The sequence below is a fragment of the uncultured Nisaea sp. genome, from assembly GCF_963974195.1.
Taxonomy (GTDB): Bacteria; Pseudomonadota; Alphaproteobacteria; order Thalassobaculales; family Thalassobaculaceae; genus Nisaea.
On record NZ_CAXBDC010000022.1, the window covers coordinates 22,044 to 48,349 of the forward strand.

Here is a 26,306-nt window from a genome sequence, read left to right on the forward strand (position 1 = left end):
GATCGCAATACCTCAGATCATTCTTCCCTGGGCCAACCTACCTTTGCATGCCGGCGAACAGGCACTCAAAGTGAAAGAAATTTTCGTGCCAGATTTTAAAATATTGACCCTGAAAAATACAGACGAGTGGAGCGCCGCTCTTCAAAGTGTGAATGGAATGGGGGTTTCGTCGTTACCTGAATATTGCTCAGTGTTGGAGGGTAACGGAGATGGCGACGCGGAATGCATCGTTTACACATGCTCAGAGGGCACGATTGTTTATCCCGTCATACGCACGTCGCTCAAGGGGCTCCCATTCGATCGGGGCACGCTCAAGGATGAATTCGACATTTCCACACCTTATGGATACGGAGGATTCTACGTTGGTGGCACGGGTGCGGCCTGTGAGAAAATCACGAGAGATTTCCGAGCACGCCTGACAGAGTACGCCTTGGATACGAACATCATCTCCGAGTTCATTCGCTTTGATCCTATCGCCGAAAATAATGTCTTCGGCCAAGGATTGATCGACAACGTAAGGCATCACAACGAGAACCTCTACATAGACCTGACCCAGAGTGAAGATGACATACTAGCCGGATGCCGATCGCGCATCAGGACCGGTATCCGCCAGACTGCGAGGCTTGGGTTCGTCATGGAGCGAAACTATACCGCTGATACCATCACTCAATTTATTGAACTTTATCATGAAGCCATGCGTCGTCGCGGTAATTCCGGATACCTGAATTTCAAAGCAGAGTTCTTTGCGAGTTTATTCAAAAAGATGAAAGGCCATATCGAGCTCTTTACTGTTCAAGAGCAAGGAAATGTCCTGGGCGCAGCTATCACGCTTCGTAGCGGTGACACGTTGGAATACTTTTTGGCCGCGAACCGGCGCCTTCAGAAGCGTACATATGTGAACCATTTCTTGATAATGCAGATTGCAAAATGGGCCAAACAGCAAGGTTTCAAAAAATTTCACCTCGGAGGCGGGGCTGAATCCATTATGTATTTCAAGAGGAGCTTCACGCGGACTAGCTTGCCCTATTACGTAGGAACCCATGTATTTAACAAGAAGCGCTACGCTCAGCTTGTGAGTACAGGTCAGGCAATGGGGGTCATTCCCAGAGTGCTACCTCCATTCTTTTTCCCCGGATACCGCGCCTATTACTCGACAAAGGCCGACCGTGCCTTGCTGGACGTCCTTGCCAGGGAGAAAGCACCGTGAATGGTTTCCCGTTTTGGGCTTCGGACACATAACCAGTAACAAGACTGTAGCGACGAGCTGAACGGGTGCATGCCGTTTCGGGCAGGCCATCAGATGTTGGAAACGCACGGATACTCCCATCCCAAAACAGCAGTTCTATATGATGGGCGCTTCTTTCAGACGTTAATGAGCGATTGGGAGCCGATCTGCGATGTTCCGCGCCTCAAGCCAAAGACACTTTTTTTCAACAGACCTTTCGTTCCTCGAATGCGAGGCTGGCCTCGCCCAGCGGCTATCGAAGCTGACCGATAGATGAACGGGACAAAGATTTTAGCGTTGGAGAGCTTTAATCCCTGAGCCTCGCAGCAGGCTGTATGAGTATCGAATCCTCAAGGTTGCCGCGACGAACGACCGCTTCCCACATAGCTGCCTCTGAACTCCCCCACGCTCAAACTCGACCGCATTACCGTCATCGTGTCAGGCCGCGCTCGCACGCATCAGCTCATTTGTTCCTGTCACAGGGGGCGGTCTGCGCTAGGGTGGCGCCCATAAAATAAAAACGGGAGGAAACCGCCATCATGAAGCTCTATTACACCCCAAATTCGCCCTATGCCCGGATCTGCCGGATTACCGCGATCGAAAGCGGGCTGGGCGAGGCGCTGGAGCTTGATTGGGTGGGGTTGCGGACGCAGGATAGTCCGGTTATCCCGGTTTCTCCGCTGGGGCGCATTCCGCTGCTGGTGGACGGTGACCTCGTGCTCTCGGAGGCGCGCCATATCTGCGCTTATCTGGACGAAAAATCCGGCAGGCGGACTGTTGCGCCCTATGGCGACTGGCAGGCCGTCGCGGAGGAGGCGCAGTCGCTTGCTTTTCTCGATGTGGTCACGGTCTGGTCGCGCGAGATGCGGCGCAGTGAGGCGGAGCGTTCCGGGTTCCTGCAGGAGGTGGCCGATATTCAGGTCCGGCGCGGTCTGGCCCATCTGAACGACACATTGAAAACGCCCGCGGGGAAAGCCTCCGCTGGCGCCCCGCCGATCAGTTTCGATGCGCTCTGCGTCGTGGCGGCGCTCGGCATGATGCAGTTCTACGAACTGGTGACGGACTGGCGGGAGAGTTATCCGGCACTTGCCGCCTGGTCGGATGCCTATGACGCCATCGCGTCCGTCGCCGACAGCGCGCCAAGTCAGGATGCGCTCCGTCCGCTGACCCGCTGAAACTCAGCCGCCTCGCATTAATCGCCCGACGCGGGCCTGCCGAGACGTATCTCCGGGGAGTCTGTCCCCGGTGTGCTGTTCAACGTGCCGCTTGCACAGGTGTCTGCCTGCAAAGTTGGTCCTGTCGAATCTTCTTGAAAAAAAGAACGACCGTTCGTATTTATTTTTCATGAAGAGACATGAAACTAAACAGAAATTGCTGAAAGCCGGGATCGATCAGGTCAGTGCGCTCGGTCTTTCCGGCGTGACGATCGGGCGGCTTGCCGAGGTGTCGGGTTTGTCGAAAAGCGGGCTTTTTGCGCATTTTCGCTCGAAGGAGCAGCTGCAGATCGATCTGCTCGACGAAACCGTACGGGCGGCCGAGCGCGTGGTGCTTAAGCCCGCGATGCAGGCACCTGCCGGTTTGCCGCGTCTGCTGGCCCTTGCCGGGTTGTGGTTCGGCTGGTCGCGCCGGGCCGGGCTCAGCGGCGGCTGTCCCGTGGCGGCGGCATTGTTCGAGCTGGACGATATCGAAAGCGACGTGCGCGATCACGCCCTGCAGCTCGAAGCGGAATGGCGGGCAGTGCTGGGCCGGCTCGTGCGCGAGGCGGTGGCGGCGGGACATCTGTCGGCCGATACCGATGTGGAGCAATTCATCTGGGAGCTCTGCGGGATTTACCTCAGCCATCATGCTTCGAGCCGTTTCATCCGTGACAAGAGTGCGGATGCGCGCGCGGCCCATGCCGTCGATGCCCTGGTCCGGCGATACCGGGCCGCGCCCGCACCGGACGAAACACAACCGGAAACGTGATCCATGCCCTTGTCGTTTACTCCCGTTGCCCCGGCTTTTATCGAAAGCGCGGAAAGATCTCCGGCAACCTGTTCCAGCCTCCGGCTTCCGGAGGGGCGTCGATGACTGACCAGCCAATGCCCCCGCGCTCGACCGACACGCTTGAGCAGGACCAGCTGAAACGGCTGGAGCTTCTGTCGATCATCGAGGCGACGACACTGGTTGTTCTGGTATGTGTCGCCGTGCCTGCGAAGCATCTGTACGACTGGCCGCTCGGGACCCGGATCCTCGGCCCCGTGCATGGTCTTGCCTTTCTGGCCTATATCTGGACCGCGCTGCAAACCGCGTCGGGCGGCGGATGGAGCAAGCGCGACACGGCCCGGCTGTTCCTCGTCGCCTTCCTGCCATTCGCCGGATATTTCAACATTTCCTGGCTCCGGCGCAGGGCAGGGGCATTCAGCGGCGCACAGAGCAGGTAGAGATGATGGCGTTTTATCCGTTTCTCGTGGCCGCGCATGTCACCGCGGTGGTGTTCCTTGTCGGCGGCATGCTGGCGCTGGATCGTATGGTGGCTGCCGTGTCGCGTTCACCGCAGGATCAGCAGGCCGGAACACTCACGGCCCTGGCCCGGTTCGACCGTCAGGTCGTGACACCGGCTTTGCTGCTGGCCTGGATATTCGGGATTACCCTGGCGGTATGGGCGGAATGGTTTCCGTCAACCTGGTTGACGGTCAAGCTCGCCGTCGTCGTCGCCGTGTCGGCCTTTCATGGCCTGCAGTCGGGACGGTTACGGCGATCCGCGCGGGACGGAACGCTGGCGGAAGGGATGACCGGCGCCGGCGCTGGTCTTGTGCTTGCCATGCTGATCATTGCCATTCTCGCGATCGCAAAGCCGATCTAGGAGATCTTCTCGAGAGGAGCAGAGGCATATGATGAAGCGCGAGACATCATGATCCCGATTTCAGCTTGGCCTGGAGGTCTATCGTGAGGGCCTAATGCCCGGTCTCGACAAGAAGTAAAAGCGCAGGCCGGAACTGGCCGGCTGGGGCGAAATTGCTCTCCCCCGCCAGCCCTCTCTCAAGCCGTAAGGCTCAGGGGCGTTTCTTCTGAGCCAAGATAGTGCGCGACCAGATCTTCCCGCAGCGCCATGGCGGGCTCGAGGGTGCGGGTGTTGATCACGATGAGGCGCATTCCACCTTCCGGCATGCCGAGGGTCTTGAAGGTGCCGTCCGGCGCGTAGGAGGGGAGCTGCATATAGGTGACGCCCTCGGTTGCGTTCCATTGCTCCCATAGCTCTGGCGCTGGCGGCGGGTAATAGGCGGGTGGGGCAAATGCCACGACGCTATAGCCGCTCGGGTCCTCGGGCTCGTATTCCCAGCGGCCCGTCTCGTGCAGATGGTGTAGTGCCCGCACGAAGCCATCGCCATAAAGGTCTACCCATTGCACGGCGATCCGGGGATGCGCCTCGATGATCTTGGTGCCGATAACTTCGAAATTGAGCGCTCCGGTATAATCACCCAGATGCCGGGCGATGAAGTCCCGCAGATGGGCTTCGACCTCGGGCGCGGCGGGCATATTGACGTGCCAGTAATCCCAGGTGCCCTTGGCCAGCGGATATCCCCTGGTGATGCAGATCCAGGGCATCTCTCCTTGAACGGCGATGCAGTCGACACTGTAGTGCGGCCCTTCCAGGAATTCGCACCACATCATGCCGGGGCGCAGCGTGCTTTCAAACTCATCGATTGTCTCAAACTTGCGCGCGCCCACGGACATGCCGGAGAGATTGTAGATCGGCTTGGCGAAAAGCGGCTCCAGCGTTGGCAGAACCCCGAATGGGCCGGCCCGCAATCCCTGGAGTTCTGCCAGATGCAGTTTGTTGAACAGCCAATGATGGTCCGGGTTTAGCCGGTAGGCATCTGCGTCGTCAGTTGGCACGGCGGCGGTGTCGGGAAAACCGAACTTTTCAAAATAGGCCTTTCGCCAACTGTTGCAGCACAGGATCGCCATGGCTTACTGCGCTTCCTGATGTAGTGCGGTGGCGCCGACCTGAAGGACCCAGTCCTTGATCTCCGGCGTCTTGTCACTCACCAGATTTTCCGCCAGATACAACAGCCGGTCCGTGTCCTTGCTGCCCTCTCCGGTGCAGAAGCGATCCTGCAAATAATAGGGCGGTGTCGCTTGATACAGCAGGCGTGCCGTGACTTTGGCGACAGTCGCGCCGGGCAGGTCAAAGGCATAGGTCAGGCTGTCTTCACCTTTTACCTTGTTCGGGCCTTCGGTATTGTAGTCGGGGTCACTACCCACTCCCAGCGCCGTTGTATCTTCCGCCAGGTCCTCTTGCGCGCCCAGGGCCTTCGCGATTTCCTTCCGGTGTGCCAGTGGTAGAAAGCCGGACGGGTACAGCCGGTTGTCTTTAACCTCGGCACAGATCGACAGGAAGCTGGTTGTCAGCACGCCTTCAGGCGTCGCGGCATGGCCGCATTGTGACGGGGTTGCATTCGCGGGCGGCGTACTGGCCAGCTCCTGGTAGATCTGGGCCTGATCCTGCGCCGTGATCAGCTGATAATGCGGCTGATGCGGCCGGTCGGTCCAGTTGGCGGGGCGGGCACATTGCTTGGTCCACCAGATTTCGCCCGTGATCGGATCTCGTGACGTGTCGCCCGTATTCACGATTTGCCCGGCCGGATTCACGGCCCCCGACTGCCACAGCACGGTGTCGCTGGCGTCATATGCGGTGAACTCGATAAAGGCGCGACGGAACCCGACACCGGAAGGAAATTTGTGTCCGGTCTGGTTCGCTACCGTCACGTCATAGGCATTACCATAGGGCTTGCCTGTCTTCGGATTGTTCGGCGGGGCCGTACTTTTCGTGACGCTGACCGTCGCCGTTGCGTTTCTCGCATTGTCGAGCATCGCAAGCTTGGTCAGGCCGGCCGGGTCCAGACCATGGCTTACGAGCATTGGGCTTGACGCGGGTATACCAAGCACGCTCGGGAACTGATTGGCCATCTCGACAAGGAAGAGGTTGAGGCCGACCAGGGAATGCTTGGCAAAACCCGTGCGATAGGGCAGGTCGATCGAGGCTGCTGATTCCGCGTAATCGGTGACCGGGAAATTCGTGCGCTCCTGGATCCCGGCAATTTTACTCACAAAATCCTGGCCGCTCGGTGTTTTGCTTGGCAGATGGCAGCCTTGGCATTCCTCTGACTTGCTGCCTTCGTCCGGTTTCCCCAGCAGGTCCACACCCAGCAACTTGCCGGAGCGATAGGCGCTGAAGGCCCATTCCGGATAGGTCGTCTGTTCGTAGACATAGCCAAGAATATTCATGTCCGGGCTGGTTGGGTCAGTCTTGCCCAGCACCGGCAAATGCACCGTGTGGCAAGAGCCGCAGACGGCGGAATCCTTGAACCCCTCGTGATATTTCGGGGTGATGCCTAGAGCGTTCTGCATCGGCACGGTCTTGATCGGTCCGGCAGGATCGGTTGGGCCGCCAAACGGACCGTTGATGTCCGTGGCCGGACCAACCTTGAAGCTGCCGGTGAAGGTGGCGGCAAAGTTGGTGTTTGCCGGTTTACCCGCGCCGTTCTGGCTGAATATTTCCTGACGTTGCTCCACACATGCGTCGCGCGGAGCGGGCGTTACCTCAACGCCATTCGTGCCCGGGGTATTGCTGGCAACCGTTGCGCCGGAGAAATCCATCCGGTGACAGGCTGTGCAGTTGATGCCGTCCCTGGCGAGTGCCGCGTGCCGCGCATCCAGATCATCGAATGTCGTTGGGATGACGTTTACGTCGTCGCGTGTGAACTCCTTGCAGGTATTTGTCGACGCATCGTAGGTGTCGATCTGGAACTGGCGCTGGCCTGAAATTCCGTGGCAGCCCAAACAGGTATTTTCAACGAAACTGGGTACGCTTTTGGCGCCATTGTCATAGGTGCCAGGGTGGAAGGTTTTCGTTTCGGAAGCCAGTTGCGCGTAAAAAATCGGATCGCGCCCGGCCAATCCCATCGGTGAGGTGCGCCAGGTGGCATAAGGCGAGAAATTGTAGAGATAGGGTACTGATGCGTCTCCTCCGGCGTTCTCTTTTAACCGTGTATGCTCGGCCACGGTCAGCGGCTGGGTCATGTCGAACTGCATCCCTGTGCCGCCCGCGTCATGACAACCTGCACATTGATCCGACGTCAGATATTCGCTGGAGTCCGTAAGCTCCCCGGCTGCGGCCGTCGCCGTGTCATAGGTCGCGCTGATCATGCTGACATTGTCCGCGTTCGTCGGAACCGGGGTTTTGTCGTACAAATAGGTCTCGATCAGGCCTTTGACCGGGGGCGCCGCGACAGGTTGCGATGCATCGATCGCGGATTGCAGGGCGCGCAGTTTGTGCCCGTTCGTGATATCGGCGCCATCGGACGGACCGGTTGCAAGTGAAGGCGTTACGGCGACCGGGTCACTGAGTACCTGCTTGTCGAACCAGGAATTGGTCAAATAACTGTGTGGTTCGCCCGTGCCGACCTGGAGATTGTTCATGGATGAGAAGGTCGAGTTGTCGACGGCGGACGCGTGGCAGTTCAGGCAATATTGCCCAAAGCCCATTGATGGCGCTCCCCAGTAAAGCGGCGGCCAATCATTGGCGGAGGTGTTCGTCGTGTCGGGGTTCGGGGCGTATTCCGTGTTTTGCGTCGCGAAATTGTTTTGCGCATCGGCCTTGGTCTTGCCAAGCGCCAGACCGTAATAACCCCAATACCATCCGTCCTGCGTTGCCTCTGCCTCGCGCACCATGAAAGCAATGCCGCTGGTCGGGTAAAGCGTCATCGGATCGCGGTCCTGGCACACGGTGGCAGGCGCGGAATACATTTCTTTTACGATGATGGCGCCGTCTGGCATCGGGGCAGCGGGGGGCGTATATCCGCCGTCATCCCCGGTCCGGTATTCGGAAATCCAGTCAAAGGCGATCTGGTTGTACCAAATCACGGCAGGTGAATGAAATCCGCTCTGTGATGTTTGCCAGATGCCTGAGCCCGATGTGCCGAATGTTACGCCGGTTGCCATATCCGGACCCAGTTGGCGCACATACTTGTCGCGATACCAGCCGGTGCCGGTCGGTTTGCCATTCTCGATGGGGGCCAGACGGCGATGGCACATATTGATGAAGAACTGGCTGACCAGATTTTCGTACACTTCAGGCGCTGATTTACCGGTGGATGGTTGAGTGGCGCTTGGCTTTTCGAGCAATAACTCAAGCTCTTCGCACGTCGTTCCGGAAGTGCCCCCGATCGTCCCTTCGGTTGGCATCAGCCCCGTGGCGGTATTGTAGGGGCTGGGCGGTGTTGCGTCGCACCAGACCTCGGCCTGAGCGGTAAAAGCAAACGCAACCATCGAAACGGCGGAGATAAATGTCTTCATAAGTGGTCCCTCGATTTTCTTCCATTCAGACCACTTGGAGGCGTGGCTAACTTACATCGCGAGTGGCTGGCGAGACTCCATGTATGCAACTTTAAGATGTTTTAATGATTTTATCAATGCGTCTGTCGATGTGCCGCGCCGGTAAGCGCGCGAGTCTGTAAAACGCTGGAAGCTGTCACGTTCTGAAAAGAGGGCTTGTTAATTTTTGTCTGTTTTTAAAGGAAATGAAGTCGTCTCAGTCTGATGAAAAGATCATGACGGCCAGCTCCTGTTTTGCGCTGTTTTCTGGTTGAAGTGGAAGCTCGCTTGGCAATCAAAATTAGCAAATCTTTATTATGTATCCCGGTATCATTTAAACAATTTTGTAATTGGGTGTTTCCCATCCAAGGTGCCTTTGATTTTCCCGGCCGATAGGGTTTTATGGCTTCTCCTGACCGCACTGGAGTTCTTCGTCGATGCTGAAGCTCGACCACATCACACTCATCGCCCCGACACTGGCCGAAGGGGCGGCGCATGTCCGGGCGTGTCTTGGTCTCGATGTGCCGTTCGGGACGCGCCACAGCTATATGGGCACGCACAATCACCGGCTTCAGCTTGGCGGGAATGTCTATCTCGAGATCGTGGCGCTCGATCCGCGCGGGGTTGCGCCGGAGCGGGCGCGGTGGTTCGGGCTGGATGATCAGGAGAAGGTCCGGGCGGACTGGAGGGACGGGCGGCGGTTGCGCGGGTGGGTTGCCGCGGTGGAGGGGATTGATGCCGTTGTCGCGGCGCATGGCGCGGTCTTCGGGGATGTGGTCCCGCTGCCGTTCGCCGATCCGGCTTTTGCCTTCTCCATTCCAGTGGATGGATCGCTGCCGCGCGACGGTGTGCTGCCCTCTCTGATCGATCACCGGGGCGATCCAACATCGATGGCGGAGATTCCCGATCTGGGGGCGCGGCTTCGGTCGTTCACCCTCGAGCATCCGGACCCGTCCGCCATCGGGGCACTGTATCGCGATCTCTCCATCGGCACGCCGCCCGCGATCCTCCAGGGACCAAACTTCCGCTACCGGGCGGAAATCGAGACACCGGGCGGCGTGAAAGAGCTGACCTGAGGCCGGTTCAGACCGTTCATTCAGGCTGTGGCGGCGGGGCCGTCCTGCCAGTCGACCTTCAGCTCTTCCTTCCAGGCAAACCGGACCACGTGGTCTTCCACCACATATTTCACCTTGCCGAGGCCTTCCGCGTCGGGCGCGTTGCAGGCAAGCAGAAGTGCGCCGTCCTTCGCCGTCATCTCGCAGGTGCCGATCCCGAAATCGGCATGCCCTTTGGTTTCCTCGCCCTCCGTTTCGTCCCAGGTGGCCGGGATCTTGTGGGCGAAATGCTTGCAGAGCTGGACCAGATAACGGCCGGCTTTCTCCGAGGTGATGGTGGCGTGGGCGGAATGCATCATTCTCTCCAGGTTATTGATTTTGTTCTGAGTTGTTTGCTGTGAAGGGCAGGGAGCCGATGGCGTAGACGCCGTCCATCCGCACCGGCAGCAGGCGGCTCATCAGTGCGGCTTTGGTTTTCTCCGGGTCGAGGTCCGCAAACAGTTCCGGATGTAGCCAGGTTGCGAATTTTTGCAGGGCATAGACGTTCATCGGCGAATTGGTGAAATGGTGCCAGATGCCGTAGGTCCTGCCGGTGTCGATGGCGCCCAGTGCGGCGATATCCCTGCGCAGCGTCGCGCTGATCAGGGAGCGGCGGGCCAGAACCGCGTCAATCCCGGCTCCGAGCACAATCGGCCCGCCTGGCGTCCAGCCCCGGCTGCGGGAGCCAACGGCGGTGCCGATATAGACATCGGGATTGTTGGCGATGATGAATTCAGGCTTCAGCGGGCCCGCTATATCTGGCAGAGCCGATTTCGCGATGTTACGTCCGCCGGCCACGTCGATCAGGGTGGAAAGCATGCCGCTGGCGACGGTGAAACAGCATTCACCGGTCAAGCCGGCCTTGATGTCCAGGAAGACGGTCGGTCGCGGGCCGGAATAGAGGATCATCCGGTCGGTCACTCTGGAGACTTCTCTGCTGTAGAATTTTACAAAATCTTCCGCTTCCGCCTGCAAGCCGAAGACCTGACCCAGAACGCGCATGCTGTGCTGGGTGTTGACGATCGGGTTGTTGCGGAAATCGATGAAGATGACTGGCACGCCGGCGGCTGTAAGCACTTCAATCGCCTGCTCCGACGAGGCGTTCAGGCCATGCCCGCCAAGGCCGAGGATCGCTGCATCGGGTTTAAGAGCCAAGGCGCTTTCCAGAGTGAGGCTCCCGGCGCCGGGAGCGCCAAAGGTCGGAATGTCTGTCAGGGCGGGGTATGCCTCGGCGAAGCGTGCAAATCCGTCCGGGTCCAGGGTCTCGAAATCCGGGAACATGCCGGCAACGCGGGAGACCGGGTCCTTGGTCAGCAGAGCGAGGGCCGTGAGAAAACGCCCCTTTCCAAGCAGGACTTTCCCGACCGGTTTGTCCAGTATGACCAGTCGTCCCTTGAGATCGTATATCCGTATGGCATCCGCCGGGGCGGCGGCACCGACCAAGAGAGCCGCCGCGATAATCAGTGTCCCCAAAAGGGAGCGTATTTTTCCCGGCATCCAATGCCCTTAAAATCTGCCTGTAAGCCTGAGCGTTGCGGTCAGCGGGTCGCCGTAAAAGACGCCGCGCTCTGTCGTATTAACACGCTCAACATACTCGTTATCCAGCAGATTTTTAACGAACAGGCCGACTTCAAAGTTCTCGTTGATGGGGTAGCCGGCGGCCGCATTCACGACCGCATAGCCTGGCGCATCGATCTTGACGCCGTTGCTGACGGCCTCGAATTCACCGACGGCCTGTACCCCGGCGCCGATATAGAGATTCTCCAGCGCGCCATCGAGGAAGGTATAGCGGCCCCAGACCACGCCGCTATGGGCCGGTGTCGGGTCGGTTTCGAGATCCGTGTCGACATAGCTGTATCCGGCACTCAGCTCAAAGCCCGGATAGGGGCTGCCGGCAATGGACAGCTCGAAGCCGTGCGTGTCTTCTTCCTGGGAGGCGATGAAAGAGCCCGCATTGTTCGGGTCGCTGACCGCCCGGTTCTCGTCCTGTAGCCAGTAGACGGAGGCCTGGCCGTTCAGGAAGCCGTCGAACAGCGAGACTTTCGTGCCGATCTCGACCTGGCGCCCGCGCACCGGCTCAAGCTGGGAGCCGTCGGCTCTCTGTTCGCTCTGCGGCTGGAAGATTTCCGAATAGCTCGTATAGACCGTCGCTTCCGGCAGGATGTCGTAGCTCAGGCCGACCATCGGCACGAACTCGTTCTCGGAGATGCTGGTCTTGATGGACCGACCGGTATCCAGCGTGTCGCTGTCGTAGCTCGCATAGCGGCCGCCAAGCGTCAGGTTGAGGCCGTCATAGACCTGCAGGCGGGTATAGCCGTAGCCGCCATATTCGTTGTTCTCGGTCTCGGTGTTCAGCCGGAAGCCGGGGCCGACACCCGGATAGGTGATGTCGGGCTCAACCAGGCTATAGGGACTGAACGTATTGATGTTCTGCGTGCCCAGCGAGAAGTCGAAATTCTGCTTCATGTCCTGCTCGGAGCGCCGGTAGTCCGTGCCGACGGAAAACTCGCTGCGCCGGCCGAAGAAGCTGAACGGGGCGGAATAGTTCGCATCGACATAGGAGGACACCTCGTCGTACCGGCGGGCAAAGACGAACATGTCGAAATTGCCGGTGGTCGGGTCGACCGAGGTCGAGGCCAGGGCGTTCTTTATGTCGGTATCCCGGTTGTAGACCCGGCTCGTCACCTTGAAGACGCCGCCATTGTCGAAGGCATATTCGGCTTCGGCAAAGCCTTCGGCTGTGTTGATCTCGCGCTGTCCCCAGGGGGCGCCGAAGAAGGTTTCCACCGGAACATTCAGCAGGGAGCCGTCCGAATAGGTCGGCTGGCCGCTCATCGAGACCGCGTCCTCGCTTTCGTGGATGCCGCCGAAGGAAAGCGTCAGCCGGTCCGTCACGTCATATTCGAAGCTCCCGTATCCGCCGCCTTTTTCCTGCTCGGCAATGTCGAGATAGGAGCCCTTAGTGTAGCCGTAGCCGATGATCCGGCCGCGCAACTGCTTGTTGTCGCCGGTGGCTGCCTGCAGGTCAGCCTCGCCACGGAAATGATCGTCCGTGCCGGTGATGCCAGTGACCCGTCCGGCATTCTGGCCGGTCGGCCGCTTGCGGACCAGATTGACGGTGCCGACCGGCTCGCCCGATCCCTGAAATACGCCGGAGGGGCCGGACAGCACCTCGACCCGGTCGAAGAAGACAAGGTCCGGCGCGGTGCCGTAAAGACTCAGGAAGGGACGTGGCGCGCCATCGACATTGTAGGTGAAGACCTCGTGGCCCCGGGAATAGAGCGAGCCGTCGAAGCCGTTGCCGGTTGCCGTGGTGACGTTGGGCAGCAGATAACCGGCTTCCTCCAGCGTATTCACATTCTGGTCGTCCAGCCGCTGCCGGGTCAGGACATTGACGGTCTGCGGGATCTCCCGGATATCCGTCGGCTGCTTGTAGCCGACCGTGGAGCGGCTGGTTGCGTAGGAGCCGGTATCCTCCGTGACCACGCCCGGATCGCCTTCGACCACGATGCTGTCGAGAACAACCGGCTCGGTGCCCGCTTGCTGGGCCTGTGCGGTGTCCGAAAGGGCAACAACGCTCGCCATGGCAGTGCCGAGCAGGAGCGCACGCATGACGCGTCGATTGCAATCTTCGCTTTTCCGAGCGTAAACCATGGTCTGAACTATCCCCCAAAGCTCTTGTAAATTATGATCTTTCGGTATCTGAAATTGACAATCATTCGCAATTGATCGATCATTTGCGGGATCGTCAATCCCGTTTGCCTGCTGGTCAGGGCCGATTATCTCTCCACGGGTAGGTTGTCCCGATGCTTGATGCAGATCTCAGTTTTGAAGACCTGTTCCGCCAGGTTGAAGCGGATGCAAGCTTTTACCGGATGCTTGGCAGCACGGGAGAAGAGGCGCCGGCCGTACTGCGGGGCGGCTTTTTTATCGAGAGCTTTCGCTCCGGATTGCACATCCATGCAACGGATGCGGTGGAGCAGAGCGATACGGTAACGGAGCTTCGCCTCGACCCGCAGGTCTCGGTTTCCATTGTGTTCGCGGGAGCGCCCTTGGCGGCGATCGACGGTGTAGAGCTCGATCTGTCCGTTCCCGATGGTGCGCAGGCGGGCGGGCTTATCTGGTCCGTCGCCAGACCGGCGCTTCTGAGGCGCACCATCCGGACCGGCCAGACGGTGAAGAAGGTCAATGTTTCGGTCAGTAAGGGGTGGATCGAGGAATTTCTTGGCCCGGATGTCGGGCAGGATCATACCGTCCGGCAACTCGCCGAAAGTCATCTTGAGATACACCATTGGCGCCCTGCGGCGGATACGGTGCAGTTTGCCCGCAAACTGCTTGAATGCCTTGGCAGCGATGGTTTGCTGAATCGTCTGTCGCTTGAAATGCTTGCCCTCGGCGTTTTACGGGATGCTTTCGCCAGTATTGGGCAGCCGGAAGGATCTTCCGAGGACAGTGACCGCGCAGCGCTGGTGCATCGCTATATATCGGACAATCTGCAGGGTACGCTCACGCTGACGTCAATCGCGGCGGCTAACGGGATGAGCGTCAGCACCATGCAGAGGGTTTTCAAGGAAGCATACGGGGTTCCCGTTGTTGACCATCTCAGACGCGCCCGCCTCGATCTGGCGCAGAAAGCCCTGATAGAAGAGCATCTGCCCATTCAGCAGGCGGCACATATCGCCGGATATACATCAGCGGCAAATTTCGCCACCGCCTACCGCCGGGTTTTCGGCCATGCACCGTCGGAAGCACGGCGGGCGCTCGCCTAGCCGGTTGCCGTTCGCGTTTTCCGCACAGGCTGATTTTAGTTCAAGTAATTAAATAAATTTTGAAATAAATTGAGTGCCTTGTTTACGTTTTTTACAATCTTTGATGCTTTTCTCCCTACATAGGCTGTTTCGCTGAGGCGGAGACTGAATGTTTTAGTTGAAATACCTCTCGAAAGCCTTCTAGATCGAACAAAAATAAAGTCTACGGGGCGGAATACGTGAAGAACATCAATCTATCGACGAAGATTCCAGCGCTCGTTGGAATAGCGACCGCGCTTTCCATTCTGGTGGTCGCATCCTTCAGCTATTTTCAGTCCGCGCATCAGCTTGAAAAGCGCGCGGTCGATCAGTTGCAAGCCATGTCGGTGGCGCGTGTCGATGCTCTGAAGACCCTGCTTGATACCATCCGCGACGATATGCTGATCGTGGCCGCCAACAGCGGTACGGACAAAGCGCTGAACGGATTCAAGTTCGGCTTCCGGCTGTTTGCCCGGAAGGGCGATCCGACAGAGACGCTGCAGAAGCTCTATATCGTCGATAACCCCAATCCCGAGGGCAGCAAGCAGCTTCTGGATCTGGCGGAGGATGGCTCCGGTTATTCCAAATATCACGGCGAGAACCATCCCTGGTTCCGCAGGCTGCAGGAAAGCCGCGGCTATGCGGATGTGATGCTGATCGATTCCGACGGAAATATTGTCTACAGCGTTCTGAAGGCTGCGGATTATGCAACCAGCCTGGCGGAAGGCCCGGCGAAGGACACGGAGCTGGCGACGATATTCACCCGGCTGACCGAAAACCCCGAGCCGGGGCAGGTCGTGATGAGTGATTTTCATGGCTATGCACCGCGCGGGAATGCGCCGACGGCCTTCATCGCGACGCCGCTTTTCGTCCGGGGCGAGTTCGCCGGTGGTCTTGTGATCCATATCCCGGCGGAAATGATCGACCGGCTGATGCGGGATACCACCGGCATGGGCAATACCGGGGAGACCATCCTGGTCGGTGCCGACAAGTTGCTGCGCAGCAGTTCCCGTATTTCCGGCGCCGACGCCATTCTGAAAGCCGAAGCGAACACCGAGGCCTCCGAAAAAGCTCTCGCGGGTGAGGAAGGCATGGTGCAGGACCTCAATTATCTCGGTGAGCCGGTTTATTCGGTGTTCAAGCCGCTGGAGTTCGAGGGCGTGCGCTGGGCAGTGCTTGGCGAGGTGAGCGAAGCCGAGATTCTTGGCCCTGTACAGGATATGCGGAACATTCTCGCCGGGGTCGGCGTGGTGATGTTCCTGCTGCTTGCCGGTATCGGTTACACGATCGCGCGGAAGGAGCTGCGTCCGGTGGTGCAGATGACCGGGGTCATGCGCTCGCTCTCCGAAGGCGATCTCGGTGTCGAGATCCCCGGAACGGGACGCGGCGACGAAATTGGTCAGATGGCGGAATCCGTCGAAGTGTTCCGCGCGAACATGATCAAGAACGAGGAGATGCAGGCCGAGCAGGAACAGGCCCGCGAGCAGCGCGAGGCCCGGGCACGCCGGATCGAGCAGATCACCGAGACGTTCGACAATGCGGTGAGCGAGGCTTTGCGCAGTGTCGCCAGCGCCACCACGGAGCTCGATTCCACGGCCCAGTCCATGGCCAGTATCGCGGATAACACCCAGTCGCAGGCGGGATCGGTGGCTGCAGCCTCCGGTGAGGCATCTTCAAACGTGGAGATGGTTGCCTCCGCAGCGGAACAGCTTGCCTCCTCGATCCGGGAAATCGGCCAGCAGGTCAGCGAATCCACCCGGATCAGCGCGGAAGCCTCCCAGCAGGCGGAACATACCCGTGAGTCCGTTGTCGGCCTCGATCAGGCGGCCCAGAAGGTTGGCGAGATCGTCGGGCTGATCAATGACATTGCGGAGCAGACCAATCTGCTGGCCCTGAATGCGACCATCGAGGCCGCGCGTGCCGGCGAGGCGGGCAAGGGCTTCGCCGTGGTGGCCAGCGAGGTGAAGAACCTGGCGACCCAGACGGCCAAGGCGACCGAGGATATCACCGCCCAGATCACCGCCATGCAGTCGGAGACGACCAGCGCGGTGAGTGCTATCCGGACGATTTCGGAAACCGTGGCCCGGGTCAGCGAGATCGCGACCGGGATCGCCTCGGCGGTGGAGGAGCAGAACTCCGCAACCAGCGAAATCAGCCGGAACGTTCACGAGGCGGCGCAGGGCACCCAGATGGTCTCCGCCAATATCGCATCCATGACCGAAGGGGCGCAGGATACCGGTGCCGCCGCCAGTCAGGTGCTGGAGACGGCGCGCGAGGTCGCCCAGCAGTCGAACACGCTGAACGACACGGTGCGCCGCTTCCTGGAAGAGGTCCGCAACGCCTAGCGGGCTGTAATTCCTGGTGTCAGAACGGGTTTCGGTTCCAGCCGGTCGCGGAACCAGCCCAGCAGGCGGCGCCACAGCTCGTCGCCGAGGACGGCGCCCTCGACGCTGGTATCCAGGTTCGGGTTGTCGTTGATCTCGATGACGAACACCCCGTTGGCATTCTGCTTCAGATCGACGCCATAGAGGCCGTCGCCCATCAGGGCGGCGGCCTTTACCGCAATATCGATCACTTCCGCCGGTGCCTGTTCGACCGGCATGGTCTCGAACCCGCCCTCACGGACCTGGCCGTCCGGGCGGTGATGCACGATCTGCCAGTGTTTGCGGGCCATCAGATATTTGCTGACGAAGAGCGGCTGTCCGGCCAGCACGCCGACGCGCCAGTCGAAATCCGTCGGCATGAATTCCTGCGCCAGCAGCAGGTCCGTATCCCGGAAAAGCTCTGTCGTCAGTGCCTTCAGATGCATCAGATCGGTGACCTTGTGCACCCCCCGGCTGAAGGAGCCGTCCGGAATCTTCACCACCATCGGGAAGTCGATCACATCGGTCGCTTTCGAGAGATCGCTCGCCGGTGACAGCACGACGGTCTTCGGGATCGGCAGCTTTGCGGCTTCCAGTTTTTCCTTCAGGAACACCTTATTGGTGCAGCGGATCATCGACATCGTGTCGTCGATCACCGGCATGCCTTCCTGCTCCGCCCGGCGGGCGAAGCGGAAGGTATGATCGTTGACCGAGGTGGTCTCCCGGATGAACAGCGCGTCGAACTCGGCGAGACGGGGCAGGTCCTTTTTCTGGATCGGCTCGACCTGGATACCCATTTTTTCCCCGACCGCGGCCATGCGTTTCAGGGATTTGAGCTGCGAGGGCGGCAGCGCTTCCTTCGGGTTATGCAGGACGGCGAGACTCCAGCGCAGCGGCGTCTTGGATTTAGGGCCGGACCAGGAGCGCCGACAGTGAATGTCCATGGCCTCGATCAGGAAGGCTTTGTTGTCCGCATTGACCCGTTTCAGGGAGAGCGGCTTCAGGTGCCGGATGCGGGTCCATTCTCCGGCATCCACTTTCACGGTAATGCCGGGGCAGCGATACCAGTCGAACAGCAGGCGGGCGAATTTCTCGTAGCCGGGGCGGGACGGGCGGCCGAAGGCGACGATGAATTCGAAGCCTTCCGCGCCGGTATCCCCGGCACGGGCGCGATCCTTGTTCAGTGCTTCCTCAAGTTCCGGCAGGGACGCCGCGTAGAGGCTCTTGCGTGACAGCTCGAGCATGGTCTGCACACTCGGCATGACCCGGTGGCCCCGGGCTTCGGCCAGCAGCGAGGCGTAATAGCCTGCGCTCTGGTAGGCATAGCTGCGGGCCATGTTGATGACGACCGGGCGCGACCGTTCGAACAGGGCGGGTGCGGCGAGATAGTCGCGCACGGACATCACCTTGTGCTGCGTATCGGCCTGGTCGATATCCTTCCGGCCTTCGGTAAGAACCAGCCAATCCGTCATTCCGCCTGTTCCTTTCGAACAATGATCGCGGCCCGCAGCCGCCCGCGCCCCCAGCGGGCCATCCGCTCGAAGGCTTCCTTGGGGACGGGCAGGGCCGCTGCCGCGCTTTCGGTTTCGAGCGCATCCTTCTCGACCCATGGATCATGGATCAGGAAACGCCCGTTCTCTTCTCCGTAAACCAGGACCCAGTGTGGCGTCCGGCTGCCGAGCATCTGATAGAGGCTGACCAGCACGATTGCGTAGGCGCCCTCGCCGAGGGCGGCACTCAGGGCAATATTATCCAGCGGTTCGATATGAACCGGGATATTCAGCTCATCCGCCTCGCGCCGGTAATCTTCCTGGATCAGGGTCAGGGCCTCGCGCTGGTCCTTGAGGCGGACGCTGTCGATGAAGAGCGGCGGCTCCTGGCTGAGGAAGACCTCAACCGAAAGCCCCTTGCGGGCCAGCGTCACCGCCATGCCGACCGGCTCGCAGCCGCCGTGCCCCGTTTGCATGAAGACCGTCGTGGATTCCCGCCAGAGCCTGAACTCCTCAACCCGGCCAAACTCGAGCGCGGGATCGAAGGCTTTCAGTGCCATCATCATGCAGGCAGGACCGCAGGTGAATTCGGATGTCTGCGAATAGTAGGACGGCGCCGTCGCAGACGGCATCGGCCGCACCAGCCGCTTTTCGAAACGGAGCGCGTCCGCGTGATCCTCGTAATAGTCGAGATAGGTGCCGAACTGCTTGTATCCGAGGTCTGTATAGAGGGCTATGGCCGCCGCATTGTCCGGCCGGACTTCCAGCCGGAGCGAGAGGCAGCCATGCTCGCGGGCGACATCCTCGCCGGCGGTCATCAGCACCGCCGACAGACCGATACCGCGCGCGGATGGCATCAGGGCGATGGAATACAGCCGGGCCAGTGCCGTGCCTCTCCGGTAGAGCACCAGGATGTATCCTGTAAGGCCGTCGCCGCCTTCGGATACCAGCAGCGTGCAATGGCCATGATGGATGAAGTCGCGGAAGCTGCGGCGGCTGAGCCGGTCGCTGTCGAAGCAGGCGGCCTCAATGCCGACAAGGGCATCCAGATCGGACAATGTGGCGGCACGGACCTGCATTTCCGCCGCTTCCGCGGCTGGATTGTGCAGGCGCTTTTTCTCACCCAGTGACGAGGCCACCCCGCCATACTCCGCAAATGTCATTGATCGAGGGCGCGGGCATTGGCCGGCATCGCGCCGCCTCCCGCTTTCCGTGCGGGAGATTAGCGATAGTCGCGGTTGCTGTCTTGTGGATATGCATGCCGGCGCCCGCGAAAAACAGAGCTCAGCATTGCATAAACGGCATCGGTTTGCAGCGGCCCTTTCTGCTCGTTAAACTGGCTGTCCAATCTCTTGGGAAAACGGATCATGGATATCTCGTCGCTATTGGTTTTCGCCATCGCTCTTGCGCTTGCCGCCGGATCACCCGGACCGAGTCTGGCCGCACTGGTGGCCCAGGTTCTGGCCCGTGGCTGGCGTGCGGTGATGCCGTTTCTGGTAGCGATGTGGCTGGGCGAGCTTGTCTGGCTGACCATGGCTGTTGTCGGGCTGGCCGCGGTCGCGGAGACTTTTCACGCGGCTTTCCTTGCCATCAAGTGGCTTGGCGTCGGCTATCTCGCCTTCCTGGCCTGGAAGATGTGGACCGCGCCGGTGGATACGGCGGGCGAGCGTCTGCCGGAGCCGCGCAGCGGGTTGAAGATGTTTTTCTCCGGCATGTCGGTCACCCTCGGTAATCCGAAGATCATGCTGTTCTATCTTGCCCTGCTGCCGACCCTGATCGATCTCGGCTCGGTGTCCTTTGCCGACTGGGCCTCGATCTCGGTCACGCTGGTTTTCGTGCTGGCGGCGATCGATCTCAGTTATGTCGTCATGGCGGCGGGCGCCCGGACGCTGATGCGCAGCCCACGGGCGGTGCGGATCGCCAACCGCACGAGTGCCTCGGCGATGGGCTGTGCCGCGATTGCTATCGCGATCCGGGAATAGGCGCGGAAGGGGGCATTAACCGGCTGGCTTGTCTTGCTCGCCGCCGGTTGTCTCCGCGTCCTCATCATCGACAGGCGGCAGCGGGTCCACGGTGGAGAGCGTTTGCGCCAGCACCACAGCATCGCCGAAAGGAATATGTTCTTCCGTCGGAGCCGGGCTCCGGACGCCCATGCGATAGGCGCAGAAGGCAGCGGCCAGGACGTGGATGGCCGCCGTATAGGCAAACAGGTACTTGATGCCAACCAGATCGATCAGGGCCGATGCTGTGAGCGGCCCGGCGATGGCCCCCACGGCGAACACCAGCAGCAGTCCGCTGGCGGCCTCGACGTAGTCCGACGGCTCGGTGATGAAGTCGTTCAGATGGGCGACACTCAGGGAATAGACCGGGAAGGCGAAAACCCCGAAGGCAAACCCGAAGATATAGAGCCCGTAGGGCACATCATTTGCGAACAGCACCATGCAAAGGCCGGAGGCCGCCGCACCGAGGCAGGCGCCAATGATCACCTTGCGCCGGTCCATCCGGTCGGAGAGGCGGCCGATCGGCCATTGGCCCACGGCGCCCGCGATCACCACGATGCTCATGAACCAGGCGACGTTTGACACGGATGCCGCGCCCATCGAGGTCAGGGCATAGACCGGGGCGAGGGACCAGAAGGCACCATTGGCGAGGCCGACCGCGACACAGCCGACAACACCGACCGGGGAAATCAGGAACAGCCGTTTCAGCCGCAATTGCACGATGTCGAGTGGTGCCGGCTGCTCTATCCGGGTCAGCGCAATCGGCACGGCGGCGATGGACACCAGGATCGAGGCGAAGGCGAAGAGCGGGAAACTCGCGGGGTCTGCCGTCATCAGCAGCATCTGGCCGGCGGTGATCACGGTCAGATTGATGATTGTGTAGACGGAAAAGACGAGGCCGCGCGTCTCGTTCGTCGATTTCTCGTTCAGCCAGCTTTCGATCACCATGTAGAGCACGGCGAAACAGAAGCCCGTCGTTGCCCGCAACAGCCACCAGACGGCGGGCTCAAGCACCAGCGCATGGATCAGCACGACGGACGAGGCGACGGCGACCATACCGGCAAAGGTCCGGATATGCCCGGCGACCCGGATGACGCGCGGGCCATAGACGCACCCGGCCATGAAACCGCAGAAATAGGCGGAACCCAGGATACCGATCTCGAACGAGCCGAAAGCCTCCATGCCAGCGCGGACAGGAAGCAGGGTGCCCTGCAGGCCGTTGCCCATAAGCAGGATCGCAACGCTGAGAAGCAGCGGAAAGAAGGGGGATATGGATGCCATCGGGGCCGGACTATAGGGGGCTGGCGGGCCCGACTCAAGGCAGACCGGACTATTCCGCCGCTTTTCGTTCCTCATCCTCCGGCGGCGCCGTGGGATCGACGGAGGAATAGGTCTGGGCCAGCATGAAGGCGTCGGAGAAGGCTATGTGTTCTTCCAGCGGCGCCGGCTCCCGGATCTGCATGCGATAGAGGCAGAAAGCGGCGGCCAGTATATGGACCACGGCGGTATAGGCGAAGAGCGTGCCGATCCCGATCAGCTCGATCAGGGCCGAGGCGACCAGCGGTCCGGCAATCGAGCCGATGGCGGAGACCAGCAGCAGCCCGCTCGCCGCCTCCACATAATCCGAAGGCTCGGTGATGAAATCGTTCAGATGGGCGATGCTGACCGCGTTGACCGGGAAAGCGAAGGCCCCGAACAGGAACCCGAACAGATAGACGCCATAGGGAATGCTGCCCGCGATCAGCGTCATGCCAAGCCCCGTGGCGGCGGCGGCGAAGCAGGCGCCGATGATCACCAGCCGCCGGTCTATCCGGTCCGAAAGCCGGCCAAGTGGCCATTGCCCGATGGCACCGGCAATGACGACGGTACTCATGAACCAGGCGACGTTGGAGACCGTGGCGTCCACCACGGTGCCGAGGACATAGAGCGGGGCGAGAGACCAGAAGGCGCCGTTCGCCAGCCCGACCGCCAGACAGCCGACCACGCCGACGGGCGAGATCCGGAACAGCCGCACCAGCCGGAGCTGCGCGACCTCGAGTGGCGCCGGCTGCTCGACCTTGATCAGGGCAACCGGCACGGCGGCGACCGACACCAGGATCGAGGCAAGGGCGAAGAGCGGGAATGTCGACGGATCGGAGGTCATCAGCAGAAGCTGGCCGACCGTGATCACGGTCAGATTGATGATGGTGTAGACCGAAAAGACGAGGCCTCTGTTCTCGTTGCTTGAGCGCTCGTTCAGCCAGCTCTCGACGACCATATAGAGCACGGCGAAGCAGAACCCGGTGACGGCGCGCAGCAGCCACCAGATCGCGGGCTCCATCACCAGCGCATGGATCAGCACGACCGAGGAGGCAAGCGCGACCATTCCGGCGAAGGCGCGGATATGGCCGACGATCCGGACCACGTGCGGGCCATACAGGCAGCCGCCCATGAAGCCGAGGAAATAGGCCGAGCCGAGAATGCCGATCTCGAAGGAGCCGAAGGCTTCCATTCCGGCGCGCACGGGGAGCAGGGTGCCTTGCAGGCCGTTCCCCATCAGCAGCAGGGCGACGCTGGCCAGCAGGGGGAGGAAGGGAACGAGAGTCGCCATCATGTTCAGTCTCCTGACACGGGCGTTTCCCTCGATATTTATTGATTATGCGCCGAGCCTGCGGCGGTGAATGCGACCACGTATCCTGAGTGCCTGTGATGCATTCGCTTTTTTGCCACTATAGGGGGCGATCCGGAGCCACTCAAGGGCGGCTCCGGAAACGGGTCCGTTCGTAACCTCAGGCGGCGATCACGTTATGCGCCGGCCCGTAAGGGAAACCGGTGATGTTTTCCGCGCCATTCTCGCCGATCACGAGGATGTCGTGCTCGCGGTAACCGCCGACGCCGGGCGTGCCTTCCGGCACCCACAGCATCGGCTCCATGGAGACCACCATGCCCGGCTCCAGCACCGTTTCGATGTCCTCGCGCAATTCCAGTCCAGCCTCGCGCCCGTAATAGTGCGACAGGATTCCGAAAGAATGGCCGTAGCCGAAAGAGCGGTAGTCGAGCAGGCCTTCCTCATGGAAGAACCTGTTGATCCCGGCGCAGATCTCGTCACAGCGGGCGCCGGGCTTGATCAGCGAGATACCGAGTTCATGGGCCGCCACGTTCGCTTCCCAGAGCCGGAGCGTTTCCTTGTCCGGCTCCCCCAGCGTCAGGGTGCGTTCCAGTGCGGTGTAATAGCCGGAGATCATCGGGAAAGTGTTCAGGCTCAGCAGGTCACCCGCTTCGAGCCTGCGCATGGTGACCGGATTGTGGGCGCCGTCCGTGTTGAGCCCGGCCTGGAACCAGACCCATGTGTCCCGCATCTCGCTGTCGGGAAAGGCGTCCGCGATGGCCAGCTCCATGGCGTCCCGCCCGGCCATGGCGACATCGATTTCCCGCGCTCCCGGCCGGATCGCATCCCGGATCGCGGCCCCGCCGATATCGGCAATGCGGGCTCCCTCCCGGATCAGGGTGATTTCCTCCGCCGATTTCACCATCCGCTTGCGCATGGCGGCGGGGGCGATATCGACGATCTGCGCGATGCCGGCGATTTCCTCCAGGGCGCTGCGCGCCTGCAGGGTCAGGTGATCTCCCTCGATGCCGATCCGGTCGGCCGTGCCGATCAACTCGCGGATCGCACGCCAGAAATTACCCCGCTGCCAGTCCGTGTAGATGACGTTGTCGGCGATGCTGCGCCGCCAGGGTTGCCCGCCATCGATATTCGCCGAGACGGTGGTGCAGGAATCCTTGGTGACGACGCAGCCGAACGGGCGGCCGAAGCTGCAATAGAGGAAGCCCGAATAATAGGCGATGTTGTGCATCGAGGTGAACAACACGGCGGGCAGGCCAAGCTCGGCCATGACCACGCGCAGCTCGCAGAGCCGGCGCTCATATTCCGCCGTCGAAAAGGGCAGCGGCGCCTTCTCTCCATTGTGCCGGGTGAAATGCGTGGGGCGTTGTTGTGGTGTCAGCATCCTATCCTCTTATCCGAAACGGACGCGGGCGCGCCCGGTAATCCATCCGGGCGTACAGGATGCTGGATCACCCCCGATTTCTCCCGGAGGCCGCATGCGTGAACCACGTTCGCGACGACGCCATCGCCGCACATGCTGGACGGAGATTAAATCCGTGAATCCGCTCTGGTCAACGGCAAGTCTCGCGACGAAGCGGGGGCGGAAAATTTTCTGCTTGCCGACTCTTCTAAACGCATATCAATATATCATTTAGCGTTTAGGGGATTTCATGACGGATCGGTCGGTCAGTATTGGTGTGCAGGGGGCGAGCGGGGCATTGCGGATGCCGCTTTACCACCAGATCTTCCTGATTCTGCGGCAGCAGATCATGGATGGCTTGCACGAATATGACGCGCTGATCCAGGGCGAGCAGGAGCTTGCCGAGACCTATGATGTCTCCCGTATCACCGCGAAACGGGCGCTGGACGAGCTGGCCGCCGAAGGTCTTGTCGTCCGGGAGCGCGGGCGCGGGACGCGGGTGCGCTACAAGCCAAAGGCCCGGGCCTATCAGGCTTCGATGGACGGGCTGCTGGAAAATCTCATTGCCATGGGGCTAGAGACGGAAGTGAAGCTTCTGTCCTTCGGTTATGTCCCGGCGGCGGAAGAGGTGGCGGCGGCGCTGTCCTGCCCGATCGGCCAGGAGGTGCAGCGCTCGGTCCGGGTGCGCAGCGTCGAGGGTCAGCCCTTTTCCTTTCTCACCACCTTCGTTCCCGCCGAGATCGGCCGCCGCTACGGCGCCGAGGATCTGGCGAACAAGCCGTTGCTGTCGCTGCTGGAGCGCGGCGGCATTCAGGTCGATGCCGCCAACCAGCTGATTTCCGCGACCCTCGCGGATGCCGAAGTTGCCGGGCATCTCGGGGTCGAGGCCGGGTCCGCCCTGCTGAAGATCAACCGCATCGTGCGCGACCGGGACGGGCGTCCGGTCGAGTACATCACCGCCCTCTATCGCCCGGATCAATACCAGTACCGGATGGTGCTCTCGCGGGTTCAGGGCGAGACGCACAATACCTGGACACCAAGCCAGGACGCGGCAACGACCGCGGCAGAATGAACCGATAAATCAAACGCGCTTACCAAACAGGGGAATGGCTATGAAAAAGACTTACACATTCACGCATCTCTCGCGCCGCCAGGTGCTGGCCGGTGTGGCCGCGGGTGGCGCCGTTGCCGCTGCCGGAACGCTCGGCATGCCGCACATCGCCCGTGCCGCCGACGCCGTGAAAGTCGGCGTCGTGCATCCGGTGACCGGCTTCCTGCAGTTCTCCGGCACCCAGTGCCGCTTCGGCGCGCTTGCCGCGCTTGAGGAAATCAACGCGGCGGGCGGCATCAAGGCGCTCGGCGGTGCAAAGCTTGAGGCGGTCCTGGGCGATGCCCAGTCGAAAGCCGAAATCGGCGCGGCCGAGGTCGAGAAATTCAACGAAGCCGGTGTTGCCGCCATCGTTGGCGCCTATGCTTCCGGTATCTGTCTCGCCACCACCCAGACGGCCGCGAAATACGGCATTCCGCATGTCGTTGATGTCGGGGTGAGCGACAAGATCGTCACCCGTGGCCTGGAAAACACGTTCCGCTTCGGTCCGGGCTTCGGCACCATCACCAAGGAAGGTGTCGATCACCTGATCGCCATCAACAAGGAAGCCGGCAGCCCGACCAAATCCGTTGTCATCGTGCATGAAAACACGACCGCGTTCGGCAGCGGCATGGCTGGCCTCTTGGAGAAGAACCTGACCCCGGCCGGTTTCGAGGTGAAGGAAATCCTGCCGCACCCGACCGGCAACAAGGACTTCAACAACATTGCCCTGAAGATCAAGGAGCTGAACCCGGATCTGGTCATCCCGTCGCACTATTACGGCGATGGCGTGCTGTTCCTGCGCACCCTGCAGCGTCAGCGGGTGAAGCCGAAGGCGATCTATTCCGTGCTTGGCGGCGCTTCCTCGCAGTACCGTTTCGTGAACGAGTTCCC

At 60.7% G+C, this 26,306-nt stretch carries 21 protein-coding genes; 11 read left to right on the forward strand and 10 right to left on the reverse strand.

Going from position 1 to position 26,306, the window contains the following annotated elements; translation table 11 throughout:
• The first annotated feature begins 70 nt into the window (after positions 1-70).
• The 5 genes from AAC126_RS07120 to AAC126_RS07140 all read left to right on the forward strand — a co-directional run bounded on the left by AAC126_RS07120 (position 71) and on the right by AAC126_RS07140 (position 4,070).
• Positions 71-1,207, forward strand: a complete 1,137-nt coding sequence (locus AAC126_RS07120; protein WP_339851524.1) for a GNAT family N-acetyltransferase — start codon at positions 71-73, stop codon at positions 1,205-1,207.
• A 557-nt stretch (positions 1,208-1,764) separates the two neighbouring features.
• On the forward strand, positions 1,765-2,400 hold the full coding sequence (locus AAC126_RS07125; protein ID WP_339851527.1) for a glutathione S-transferase family protein: 636 nt from the start codon (positions 1,765-1,767) through the stop codon (positions 2,398-2,400).
• A 169-nt stretch (positions 2,401-2,569) separates the two neighbouring features.
• On the forward strand, positions 2,570-3,190 hold the full coding sequence (locus tag AAC126_RS07130) for a TetR/AcrR family transcriptional regulator (protein ID WP_339851530.1): 621 nt from the start codon (positions 2,570-2,572) through the stop codon (positions 3,188-3,190).
• Between the two features lie 101 nt (positions 3,191-3,291).
• The gene (locus AAC126_RS07135; RefSeq protein WP_339851532.1) at positions 3,292-3,648 is read left to right on the forward strand and encodes a DUF3817 domain-containing protein; all 357 of its coding nucleotides are present in this window, start codon (positions 3,292-3,294) and stop codon (positions 3,646-3,648) included.
• 2 nt (positions 3,649-3,650) lie between these two features.
• Positions 3,651-4,070 (forward strand): CopD family protein, encoded by a 420-nt coding sequence (locus AAC126_RS07140; RefSeq protein WP_339851535.1) that lies wholly within the window; start codon positions 3,651-3,653, stop codon positions 4,068-4,070.
• A gap of 176 nt (positions 4,071-4,246) precedes the next feature.
• Here the strand turns inward: AAC126_RS07140 and AAC126_RS07145 are convergent, their stop codons facing one another.
• Entirely contained in the window at positions 4,247-5,104 is an 858-nt protein-coding gene (locus AAC126_RS07145) for a hypothetical protein (protein WP_339851538.1), read from the reverse strand.
• A gap of 75 nt (positions 5,105-5,179) precedes the next feature.
• Positions 5,180-8,566: a hypothetical protein gene (locus AAC126_RS07150; RefSeq protein WP_339851541.1), complete on the reverse strand. Its 3,387-nt coding sequence runs from the start codon at positions 8,564-8,566 to the stop codon at positions 5,180-5,182.
• Between the two features lie 455 nt (positions 8,567-9,021).
• On the opposite strand from AAC126_RS07150, the gene AAC126_RS07155 reads away from it, so the two are divergent.
• Positions 9,022-9,660: a VOC family protein gene (locus AAC126_RS07155; RefSeq protein WP_339851543.1), complete on the forward strand. Its 639-nt coding sequence runs from the start codon at positions 9,022-9,024 to the stop codon at positions 9,658-9,660.
• Positions 9,661-9,680: 20 nt separating this feature from the next.
• Here AAC126_RS07155 and AAC126_RS07160 read toward each other — a convergent pair whose 3' ends face one another.
• The 3 genes from AAC126_RS07160 to AAC126_RS07170 are packed head-to-tail and all read right to left on the reverse strand — an operon-like array spanning position 9,681 to position 13,290.
• Complete coding sequence (locus AAC126_RS07160) at positions 9,681-9,995, reverse strand: DUF2218 domain-containing protein (RefSeq protein WP_339851546.1); 315 nt, start codon at positions 9,993-9,995, stop codon at positions 9,681-9,683.
• Between the two features lie 13 nt (positions 9,996-10,008).
• On the reverse strand, positions 10,009-11,151 hold the full coding sequence (locus AAC126_RS07165; protein WP_339851549.1) for an ABC transporter substrate-binding protein: 1,143 nt from the start codon (positions 11,149-11,151) through the stop codon (positions 10,009-10,011).
• 33 nt (positions 11,152-11,184) lie between these two features.
• The gene (locus tag AAC126_RS07170) at positions 11,185-13,290 is read right to left on the reverse strand and encodes a TonB-dependent siderophore receptor (RefSeq protein ID WP_339851552.1); all 2,106 of its coding nucleotides are present in this window, start codon (positions 13,288-13,290) and stop codon (positions 11,185-11,187) included.
• Between the two features lie 194 nt (positions 13,291-13,484).
• Here AAC126_RS07170 and AAC126_RS07175 point away from each other — a divergent pair, with 194 nt between their 5' ends.
• Both AAC126_RS07175 and AAC126_RS07180 read left to right on the forward strand, forming a co-directional pair.
• Positions 13,485-14,447: an AraC family transcriptional regulator gene (locus AAC126_RS07175; protein WP_339851554.1), complete on the forward strand. Its 963-nt coding sequence runs from the start codon at positions 13,485-13,487 to the stop codon at positions 14,445-14,447.
• A 218-nt stretch (positions 14,448-14,665) separates the two neighbouring features.
• Positions 14,666-16,810: a methyl-accepting chemotaxis protein gene (locus tag AAC126_RS07180; RefSeq protein ID WP_339851557.1), complete on the forward strand. Its 2,145-nt coding sequence runs from the start codon at positions 14,666-14,668 to the stop codon at positions 16,808-16,810.
• Here AAC126_RS07180 and AAC126_RS07185 read toward each other — a convergent pair.
• Positions 16,807-18,300 (reverse strand): RimK family protein, encoded by a 1,494-nt coding sequence (locus AAC126_RS07185; RefSeq protein WP_339851560.1) that lies wholly within the window; start codon positions 18,298-18,300, stop codon positions 16,807-16,809. The two genes, AAC126_RS07180 and AAC126_RS07185, sit on opposite strands and share 4 nt — an antisense overlap.
• Positions 18,297-19,457 (reverse strand): GNAT family N-acetyltransferase/peptidase C39 family protein, encoded by a 1,161-nt coding sequence (locus AAC126_RS07190; protein WP_339851562.1) that lies wholly within the window; start codon positions 19,455-19,457, stop codon positions 18,297-18,299. The genes AAC126_RS07185 and AAC126_RS07190 overlap by 4 nt, the downstream gene beginning before the upstream one ends.
• 228 nt (positions 19,458-19,685) lie before the next feature.
• On the opposite strand from AAC126_RS07190, the gene AAC126_RS07195 reads away from it, so the two are divergent.
• A complete protein-coding gene (locus AAC126_RS07195) occupies positions 19,686-20,300 on the forward strand; it encodes a LysE family translocator (protein ID WP_339851565.1) in 615 nt (204 codons plus the stop codon).
• Positions 20,301-20,315: 15 nt separating this feature from the next.
• On the opposite strand, the gene AAC126_RS07200 is transcribed toward AAC126_RS07195, so the two are convergent.
• The 3 genes from AAC126_RS07200 to AAC126_RS07210 form a co-directional block, all read right to left on the reverse strand.
• On the reverse strand, positions 20,316-21,599 hold the full coding sequence (locus AAC126_RS07200) for an MFS transporter (protein WP_339851568.1): 1,284 nt from the start codon (positions 21,597-21,599) through the stop codon (positions 20,316-20,318).
• Positions 21,600-21,648: 49 nt separating this feature from the next.
• Positions 21,649-22,911 (reverse strand): MFS transporter, encoded by a 1,263-nt coding sequence (locus AAC126_RS07205; protein WP_339851571.1) that lies wholly within the window; start codon positions 22,909-22,911, stop codon positions 21,649-21,651.
• Positions 22,912-23,086: 175 nt separating this feature from the next.
• A complete protein-coding gene (locus AAC126_RS07210; protein ID WP_339851573.1) occupies positions 23,087-24,307 on the reverse strand; it encodes an aminopeptidase P family protein in 1,221 nt (406 codons plus the stop codon).
• Positions 24,308-24,575: 268 nt separating this feature from the next.
• Between AAC126_RS07210 and AAC126_RS07215 the strand changes: the two genes are divergently transcribed.
• Positions 24,576-25,397, forward strand: a complete 822-nt coding sequence (locus AAC126_RS07215; protein ID WP_339851575.1) for a GntR family transcriptional regulator — start codon at positions 24,576-24,578, stop codon at positions 25,395-25,397.
• Between the two features lie 40 nt (positions 25,398-25,437).
• Positions 25,438-26,306, forward strand: an 869-nt coding sequence (locus AAC126_RS07220; RefSeq protein WP_339851577.1) for an ABC transporter substrate-binding protein, incomplete at its 3' end; no start/stop codon positions are given.

What these genes read in the sequence shown, in the direction of transcription:
- AAC126_RS07195 (WP_339851565.1), top strand. Translation starts at nt 19,686, where the DNA reads ATGGATATCTCGTCGCTATTGGTTTTCGCCATCGCTCTTGCGCTTGCC.
- AAC126_RS07200 (WP_339851568.1), bottom strand. Translation starts at nt 21,599, where the DNA reads ATGGCATCCATATCCCCCTTCTTTCCGCTGCTTCTCAGCGTTGCGATC.
- AAC126_RS07175 (WP_339851554.1), top strand. Translation starts at nt 13,485, where the DNA reads ATGCTTGATGCAGATCTCAGTTTTGAAGACCTGTTCCGCCAGGTTGAA.
- AAC126_RS07140 (WP_339851535.1), top strand. Translation starts at nt 3,651, where the DNA reads ATGATGGCGTTTTATCCGTTTCTCGTGGCCGCGCATGTCACCGCGGTG.
- AAC126_RS07160 (WP_339851546.1), bottom strand. Translation starts at nt 9,995, where the DNA reads ATGCATTCCGCCCACGCCACCATCACCTCGGAGAAAGCCGGCCGTTAT.
- AAC126_RS07205 (WP_339851571.1), bottom strand. Translation starts at nt 22,911, where the DNA reads ATGATGGCGACTCTCGTTCCCTTCCTCCCCCTGCTGGCCAGCGTCGCC.
- AAC126_RS07185 (WP_339851560.1), bottom strand. Translation starts at nt 18,300, where the DNA reads ATGACGGATTGGCTGGTTCTTACCGAAGGCCGGAAGGATATCGACCAG.
- AAC126_RS07135 (WP_339851532.1), top strand. Translation starts at nt 3,292, where the DNA reads ATGACTGACCAGCCAATGCCCCCGCGCTCGACCGACACGCTTGAGCAG.
- AAC126_RS07170 (WP_339851552.1), bottom strand. Translation starts at nt 13,290, where the DNA reads ATGCGTGCGCTCCTGCTCGGCACTGCCATGGCGAGCGTTGTTGCCCTT.
- AAC126_RS07125 (WP_339851527.1), top strand. Translation starts at nt 1,765, where the DNA reads ATGAAGCTCTATTACACCCCAAATTCGCCCTATGCCCGGATCTGCCGG.
- AAC126_RS07210 (WP_339851573.1), bottom strand. Translation starts at nt 24,307, where the DNA reads ATGCTGACACCACAACAACGCCCCACGCATTTCACCCGGCACAATGGA.
- AAC126_RS07155 (WP_339851543.1), top strand. Translation starts at nt 9,022, where the DNA reads ATGCTGAAGCTCGACCACATCACACTCATCGCCCCGACACTGGCCGAA.
- AAC126_RS07130 (WP_339851530.1), top strand. Translation starts at nt 2,570, where the DNA reads ATGAAGAGACATGAAACTAAACAGAAATTGCTGAAAGCCGGGATCGAT.
- AAC126_RS07150 (WP_339851541.1), bottom strand. Translation starts at nt 8,566, where the DNA reads ATGAAGACATTTATCTCCGCCGTTTCGATGGTTGCGTTTGCTTTTACC.
- AAC126_RS07215 (WP_339851575.1), top strand. Translation starts at nt 24,576, where the DNA reads ATGACGGATCGGTCGGTCAGTATTGGTGTGCAGGGGGCGAGCGGGGCA.